The organism is Ruminococcus sp. CAG:379 (assembly GCF_000434255.1).
Taxonomy (GTDB): domain Bacteria; phylum Bacillota; class Clostridia; order Oscillospirales; family Ruminococcaceae; genus Ruminococcus_F; species Ruminococcus_F champanellensis.
The window spans coordinates 7727-15355 of sequence record NZ_FR894886.1 but is presented as its reverse complement, the minus strand read 5'-3'; the positions used below and the strand labels follow the sequence as shown (position 1 = coordinate 15355).

The 7629-nt window shown below is 56.0% G+C and carries 10 protein-coding genes and 1 pseudogene; 10 read left to right on the top strand and 1 reads right to left on the bottom strand.

What is annotated here, in order from left to right:
• The 6 genes and pseudogenes from QVO51_RS05435 to QVO51_RS05410 form a co-directional block, all read left to right on the top strand.
• Positions 1-189: pseudogene (locus tag QVO51_RS05435) on the top strand (signal recognition particle protein); the annotation flags it as partial.
• Between the two features lie 64 nt (positions 190-253).
• Positions 254-496 (top strand): 30S ribosomal protein S16, encoded by a 243-nt coding sequence (gene rpsP, locus QVO51_RS05430; RefSeq protein ID WP_022357541.1) that lies wholly within the window; start codon positions 254-256, stop codon positions 494-496.
• Between the two features lie 103 nt (positions 497-599).
• Positions 600-833 carry a KH domain-containing protein gene (locus tag QVO51_RS05425; protein ID WP_041326828.1) on the top strand — a complete coding sequence of 78 codons (234 nt, stop codon included), beginning with the start codon at positions 600-602 and terminating at the stop codon, positions 831-833.
• Between the two features lie 82 nt (positions 834-915).
• A complete protein-coding gene (gene rimM, locus QVO51_RS05420) occupies positions 916-1428 on the top strand; it encodes a ribosome maturation factor RimM (protein WP_022357540.1) in 513 nt (170 codons plus the stop codon).
• Positions 1418-2149, top strand: a complete 732-nt coding sequence (trmD, locus tag QVO51_RS05415) for a tRNA (guanosine(37)-N1)-methyltransferase TrmD (protein ID WP_015559219.1) — start codon at positions 1418-1420, stop codon at positions 2147-2149. The genes rimM and trmD overlap by 11 nt, the downstream gene beginning before the upstream one ends.
• A gap of 258 nt (positions 2150-2407) precedes the next feature.
• Entirely contained in the window at positions 2408-2680 is a 273-nt protein-coding gene (locus QVO51_RS05410; RefSeq protein ID WP_015559218.1) for an HPr family phosphocarrier protein, read from the top strand.
• Between the two features lie 88 nt (positions 2681-2768).
• Here the strand turns inward: QVO51_RS05410 and spoIVB are convergent, their stop codons facing one another.
• On the bottom strand, positions 2769-3971 hold the full coding sequence (gene spoIVB / locus QVO51_RS05405) for a SpoIVB peptidase (protein WP_022357539.1): 1203 nt from the start codon (positions 3969-3971) through the stop codon (positions 2769-2771).
• Positions 3972-4161: 190 nt separating this feature from the next.
• On the opposite strand from spoIVB, the gene QVO51_RS05400 reads away from it, so the two are divergent.
• From QVO51_RS05400 to metG, 4 genes are all read left to right on the top strand, one after another.
• Positions 4162-4680, top strand: coding sequence for a hypothetical protein (locus QVO51_RS05400; RefSeq protein WP_015559216.1), 519 nt, complete (start codon positions 4162-4164; stop codon positions 4678-4680).
• Positions 4681-5000: 320 nt separating this feature from the next.
• The gene (gene spo0A, locus QVO51_RS05395) at positions 5001-5768 is read left to right on the top strand and encodes a sporulation transcription factor Spo0A (RefSeq protein ID WP_022357538.1); all 768 of its coding nucleotides are present in this window, start codon (positions 5001-5003) and stop codon (positions 5766-5768) included.
• 109 nt (positions 5769-5877) lie between these two features.
• Complete coding sequence (locus QVO51_RS05390) at positions 5878-6381, top strand: flavin reductase (protein ID WP_022357537.1); 504 nt, start codon at positions 5878-5880, stop codon at positions 6379-6381.
• 146 nt (positions 6382-6527) lie between these two features.
• Positions 6528-7629 (top strand): methionine--tRNA ligase (gene metG, locus QVO51_RS05385; protein WP_288167893.1); only part of this gene is annotated, 1102 nt, incomplete at its 3' end.

The window sequence follows — 7629 nt, the reverse complement described above, 5'->3', positions numbered from 1 at the left end:
GCCGCCGGCAGCGGCACCAAGGTGGAGGATGTGAACCGGCTGCTCAAGCAGTTTGAGCAGATGCAGCAGTTTATGAAGCAAATGGGGGGCGGCGGCAAGACCAAGATGTTCGCCCGCCGGGCAAGAAAGCAGCTTGCCGGTATGAATTTCGACAAGATGGGCAATCCGGGCGGAAAGCTGCCCTTTTAAGAACAGCTTCAAATGCGGTTCCCCGCTTTGATAGATAGTTCACGCAGACGGAGGTGAAATGAACATGGCAGTAAAGATCAGACTGAGAAGAATGGGCGCAAAGAAGGCTCCCTTCTACCGTGTGGTTGTTGCAGATTCCAGATACCCCAGAGACGGCAGATTCATCGAAGAGCTGGGCTATTATGATCCCACCAAGGAGCCGTCCGTTGTAAAGATCGACGGCGACAAGGCAAAGGAATGGATGGCAAACGGCGCACAGCCCACCGACACTGTAAAGGCACTCCTGAAGAAGGAAGGCATCCTTTAATTCCCGCTGGCAGCACGGGCAAGGGCTCTGGCTCTTGCTTGGGGTGTGCCGGTAATTGCTTTGAGTTAGGAGAGGGGGCGGCGCACCGCTCCCGATTATGTATATGAAAGAATTGCTTTACACGGTTGCAGCAGGACTGGTAGCAGATCCTGCTTCCATTTCCATTACCCAGGACGAGCCGGATGCAGAGGGTGTAATCGTACTGCACCTGCATGTGGCTGCGGAGGATATGGGCAGAGTCATCGGCAAGCAGGGCAGGATCGCCAAGGCGATCCGCACCATCATGCGTGCCGGCGCCGCAAGAGAAAACCTGAAGGTTGCGGTGGAAATCGACTGAGCAGATCAAATGCGGCGGCTTTGTGCCGCCGTTTGTATTATGGCAACGCCTGGCAGCGTGCTGCCGGTGTGGGGAGGAACCTATGCAGAAGAATTTATTGGAAATCGGCAAGGTGGTGAATATCCACGGACTCCGGGGGGATGTGAAGATCCAGCCCTGGTGCGACAGCGCCGGATTTCTGTGCGAATTTGATACCCTGTACCGGGCAGACGGCACCCCCATGTCCGTGGCATCCGCCCGGGCGCATAAGGGAATGGCGGTGGTGCGCTTTGCAGGCATCGATACCCCGGAGCAGGCGGAAGCCTTACGGAATACGGTGCTGTATATGAATCGGGCGGACGTGGAGCTGGATGCGGACACCTACTTCATCCGGGATCTGATCGGCTTGCAGGTGCTGGATGCGGATACCGGGGCTGTGTACGGAAGGCTGGAGGAGGTGCTGGAGACCGGCGCCAACGATGTGTATACCATCCGCACCCCGGAGGGAAAGCAGCTGCTGTTCCCTGCCATCGGGGACGTGGTGGTGGAAACGGATCTGGAGCAGGGGATCATGCGGATCCGGCCGCTGGAGGGGCTGTTTGACGATGCGGATTGATATTGCCACCCTGTTCCCGGAGCTGTGCGAGGCGGTGCTGTCCGAAAGCATCCTGGGCAGAGCCAGAGCATCCGGTGCCATTGAGATCCACTGTCACCAGATCCGGGACTTTGCCGGCAATAAGCACAACCGGGTGGACGATGTGCCCTACGGCGGCGGCATGGGCATGGTGATGCAGGCAAAGCCCATCTACGATTGCTACCAGGCAGTGTGCGCACAGCTGCCCCGGAAGCCGCATACCATATATATGTCCCCCAAGGGTACAGTGTTCAGCCAGCAAAAAGCCATCTCTCTTTGCGAATATCCGTATATTTTCCTGCTGTGCGGGCATTATGAGGGTGTGGATCAGCGAGTGCTGGACAAGATCGTGGACGAGGAGATCTCCATCGGGGACTATGTGCTCACCGGGGGAGAGCTGCCTGCATTGGTGGTGGCGGACGCCATTGCCCGGATGTGTCCCGGAGTGCTGCCCAGCGAGGAGTGCTTCCAGGAGGAGAGCCACTACGGGGGACTGCTGGAATATCCCCACTACACCCGGCCTGAGGTCTGGGAGGGGGAAGCAGTGCCGCCGGTGCTTCTGTCCGGGCATCACAAGCACATTGCGGACTGGCGTTTTGCACAAAGTCTTGCAGTGACGGAGCAGCGGCGGCCGGATCTGTACCAGGCGTACATGGAGGCGCATCCCCCGGCACCCCCGAAGCAGAAACGGAAAAGGAAATAGGCTTTTGTGCGCATTGTATAGTTTCTGTTGTTGAAAACTATGCGAGGTGTTGAAAGTTTTCCACAGCAAAAACTTCGTGATAATGAACAAAATCCGCCCTTGCCACCTTCGGCGGCATTTGGCAAAGCGTAGAATTTTCGCTGAAAATGCATATTTCATGTATAATAGGCGTTGACTAAGGAATCCTCAGCCTGTATAATGATAGTCAGTGATCAAGAAATACATGCCATCCAAATAAGAGAATAGGAGAGTTTTGAGATGTACGTGAAAGATGTAATGGTGCAGAATCAGGTTGGTCTGCATGCAAGACCGGCTACCTTCTTCATTCAGAAGGCCAATGAATTCAAGTCCTCAATCTGGATCGAAAAGGAGGAGCGCCGTGTAAACGCAAAGAGCCTTCTCGGTATTCTTTCTTTGGGCATCGTCGGCGGTACTGCCATCCGTATCATTGCAGACGGCGCAGACGAGCAGGTTGCCGTTGATTCCCTGGTAGAGCTGGTTGAAAGCGGCTTCAGCGACGAGAACAGATAAGGTAACACCTGCACAGAGCTTGTAGGCGCTATCCGGACATGACACAACAGTAAGGGGCGTTACATTGGGTAACGCCCCTTTTGCTGCATCAGCCCCCGGTGTCCGCACTGTATTCGTACATATTTTCCGCAAAGATCCCGTAGCCCCGGGTGGGGTCGCTGACAAACACATGGGTCACCGCCCCGATGAGCCGTCCCTCCTGGAGGATGGGACTGCCGCTCATGCCCTGGACAATGCCCCCGGTGGCGTCCAGCAGCGCCGGATCCGTAATGTGGATCACCATATTTTTTGTGCCGGTACTGCCCCAGTCCGCCTTTTCGATTTCAATGGCATACTCCTTTGGCTCCCTGCCGCTGATAGTGGTGCGGATCACCGCTTCTCCCGTATGCACATCCTGCTTCAGTCCCAGAGGCACTGCCTCCGCCGGCTTCCGCTGCGTCTCCAGGGTGCCGAATACGCCGCATCGGTTGTTCAGATACAGACTCCCCATGGCTTTGCCCGGGGTGAAGCAGCCACGCAGCTCCCCGGCGGCTCCGGCACTGCCTTTGGTGACGCTCTGGATGTTGACACCCACCACCTCGCCGCTGGACAGGGGAATGATCTCCCCGGTATCCACGTCGCACACCGGATGTCCCAGACCGGCGAATCTGCCGCTGTTTGGCATATAATAGGTCACGGTGCCGATGCCGGCAGTGCTGTCCCGCACCCAAAGTCCCGCCTTGTAACAGGCATCTGCCTGGCTGTACAGGGGCGTCAGGGACAGGGTGCGGATGTCGCCTCCCCGGTTGATCCGGATCTGTACCGGCTCACCCTGTGCCTCCCCGATGGCTTGCTGGAGGGCAGCGTTGCCGTTGATGGGGGTATCGTTCACGGACAGCACCATATCCCCCACCTGGATCCCGGCACGTTCCGCCGGACATTCTCCCTCCGGGTTCACCTTACCCATGCCCACCACCATGACCCCGTCCATCAGCAGCTTGATGCCGAAGGGATCTCCCCCCGGCACCACCAGGGGCGTATCCACCGCTGTGACCTCCACGGTCTTGATGGGCAGGAACCCGAACAGCCGCAGGCTGACGCTGCCCCGCATGGGTACGGTTTCTGCCGCATAGGCAGGGGCATCACCCTCCGCTGCGGATTGAATGGGCAGGGCGGTATGGAGCGCAAGCTCCGTTCCTTTTGTCACATAAAAGCTGTCCGGCAGGGCATAGTGATAGTAGCCGGCGGTGCCTGCCAGCGCCAGTGTCGCAGCTGCTCCCAGGGAGAACAGGCGCGAAAATAATTTCAGCATTTGGCATCATCCTTTCTGACGGCGTCCGGCGGCGCTGTATCCCTTGCATGCAGAGCCGGCGGAATGCCACACTGCTACTATTGACCGTCTGCACGGGTTTATAAGCGTTGTTTTTACTGCATATTTTCTGACAAAGTTTGAATTGCTGCGCTGTTTCGGCGCTGCATCCCTCTGGGAGGAGAGTTCTGTTATGAAAAAAGACCGGATCTTACAGGTTTTACAGATTTTTTTGAAGCTCGCCCTGGTGGTGACCACTCTGATCTACCCCTTGTTTATGGATCTGCTGACTGCCCTGGGCTGGACGGTGAATGCCCACAGCTACGGGGCGAAATTCCGGATCCTGGCGGCGGTGGTGGCGGTTGGCGCATTGCTTATGACCGCCGGGGTGATCCTTGCCCTGTGCAAAAAGGACATTGCCGCCCTGGTGACCGGCTCCGTGGGCTTCTTCCCCCTGATGGGGGCGGTGAGCATTGCCACCTCCATTGCAGAAGCGGCCGGCTGGGCACCCCAGAGCGAGGCGCATCTGGGACGGTTCGCCTATCAGATCTGGGCGGATCGGATGCTCCCCACCATTGCCCCCTACTGCCTGCTGGTGGCAGTGGCTCTGCTGCACTACTTCTCCTATGAGGCATCCGCCGCACGCCGGGAGAAAAAGCGGCAGAAGGAGGAATTTGAAAACCGCCCTGCCCCGAAAATTGTAGAGGATTGAGGCGGCACCGCACAAGGATTGTGCAGCAGATGCTGTGCATAGCCGACAGGCGGGCTTTGTGCGGTGTTGTCTGAAAAAATCCGGGCTTTCCCCGATATTCTGCGGCGTTGCCGCCGGGCTGTCGCAGAATATGTACTCCGTTTTTTCTGGAATCACCACGAGAAGTGTCGAAAACGTTTATATTTTAAGAAATGAACAGATTAGAAATAATCAATTCATGAAATGCTCTAAAATACTACATTTTTCGGCAATATAAACTCTTGCACCTTGTCAGCATGTGTGTTAATATATGTGAGTAGAAAAAAATAGGAGGTAGAACAATGGTTAATAAGGTAAAGGTTTTGATTGGTGACGACAGTGTCGAATACGGCATTGCCTGCGCCAGTACCCTTTGGGGACAGGGCATGTACGTCATGACCCGACCCAAGGACGGAACCGCCCTGCTGGAGACGATCAAAAGCGATGCCCCCGACGTGGTTGTGATGGACGCCATCCTGCCCCACATGGACGCAATAGAACTCATGAAGAAGGTTCAGGCGTCCGGCGGCAAGCGTCCCCAATTCATCGTCACAAGCGCATACGACAATCCCTTCATCGAAAAGCAGGTGATGCAAGGCGGTGCGGCATATTTCATGCTCAAGCCCTTTGAGATCTCTGCACTGGGAGAGCGGATCACCTCTCTGACCCAGGGAGGCATGACGGGACGCAATGCGCCGGGGACGGAGAATATGGAGATCGTGGTGACGGACGTGATCCACCAGCTTGGCGTTCCCGCCCACATCAAAGGGTATCACTACCTGCGGGAGGCGATCCTGTCCTCGATTGAGGATCCGGAACTGCTGGAAAGCGTCACCAAGCTGCTGTATCCCACGGTGGCAAAGCGGTTTGACACCACCTCGTCCCGGGTGGAGCGTGCCATCCGCCACGCCATCGAGATTGCCTGGGACCGGGGCAACCTGGACACGCTGAATGCGTTCTTCGGCTACACGGTGAACACCTGCAAGGGCAAGCCGACCAATTCGGAGTTTATCGCTCTGATCACCGATAAGCTGCGGCTGCAGCACCGGGTCGCCATGCGTCAGTCCTGATGCGGATTGCATCTCAGCCTTGCAATCATGCATCTTTTATGATATGATGAATACAATAGATTATGCATGCACAGTCTCGCAGCTGTGAATTTACAAGGGAGAGATGAAAATGGCATTTGTCAAAACCGAAGTGGAGAAGCTGACGCTGAACCCCTTTACCAAAATTGGAAAGGAATGGTTTTTGCTCACAAGCGGCACACCGGATTGCTACAATACGATGACCGCTTCCTGGGGACAGATGGGTGTCCTCTGGGGGAAAAACGTGCTGACCGCATACGTCCGTACATCCCGGAAAACCTTTGAGCTGGTGGAGCAGAACAATCTGTTCACCGTGTCCTTCCTGCCCCAGGCGGATCGTCCGATCCTCCAGTTCTGCGGCTCGCACAGCGGCAGAGACTGCGACAAGGCAAAGGAGACCGGACTGATCCCGGTGGGGTTGGAGGGTTCCACCGCCTTTGAACAGGCATCCCTGGTGCTGGTGTGCAGAAAGCTGTACGCAGCGCCCCTGGACATGAAGCAGGCAGTGGACCCCGCCATCGCTTCTTTCTACGAGAAGGATGCGATGCACCACATGTACATTGCGGAGATCCTCTCTGCATACGAAAACAAGTAAACACACAGGTTCTTTTCCCGCAGCCACCATACTGCGGGATTTTTTCGTCAATTCGCAAAAAGGGGGTGACAAATCCGGCAAAATCGGCTATAATAAAAATAGCATGCAGTTTTGCATGCGTCACAACACACAATGGAGGAATGATTATGTCAAAGAAGCCTTATTACATCACCACGGCCATTGCCTATGCGTCCAGAAAGCCGCACATTGGCAATACCTACGAAGTGGTGTTCACCGATGCCGTAGCGAGATATAAGCGAATGCAGGGCTATGATGTATTCTTCCTGACCGGTACGGACGAGCATGGCGTCAAGATCGAGGAGCTTGCCAAGTCCGAGGGGATCACCCCGAAGGAGCATGTGGACAAGGTAGTCGGCGAGATCCAGGACATCTGCAAGCTGATGCATATATCATACGACGGATTCATCCGCACAACGGATCCACGGCATGAGGAAGTGGTACAGAAGATCTTCAAGAAGCTGTACGACCAGGGGGATATCTACAAGAGCGAGTATGAGGGCATGTACTGTACTCCCTGCGAGAGCTTCTGGACGCCCTCCCAGCTGGTGGACGGCAAGTGTCCGGACTGTGGCAGAGAGGTGCAGTCCGCCAAGGAGGAGGCATACTTCCTGCGGCTGTCCAAGTATCAGCAGTGGCTGGAGGATTACATTGAAACCCATCCGGACTTCATCGTCCCCGAGGGCAAGAAGAAGGAAATGATGAACAACTTCATCAAGCCCGGCCTGCAGGATCTGTGCGTATCCCGCACCACCTTCCAGTGGGGCATCCCGGTGACCTTCGATCCCAAGCATGTGATCTATGTGTGGATCGACGCCCTGTCCAACTATATCACCGCCATGGGCTACGATCCGGACGGCTCCAGCGACCAGTTCAAGAAGTACTGGCCCTGTGACTGCCATGTGATCGGCAAGGACATTATGCGGTTCCATTCCATTTACTGGCCCGTTATGCTTCACGCACTGGGTCTGGAGCTGCCCCGGCAGCTGTTTGGTCATAACTGGATCCTGTTCGGAGAGGACAAGATGAGCAAGTCCAGGGGCAACGTGATCTACGCCAGCGATGTGGTGGACGCATTCGGGGTGGATGCTGCCAGATACTACCTGCTCAGCGAGATGCCCTACGGCTCCGACGGCTCCATTACCTACGAATCCCTCATCGAGCGGTTCAATACGGATCTGGCAAACACCCTGGGGAATCTGGTGAACCGGACCATCGCCATGGCGCAGA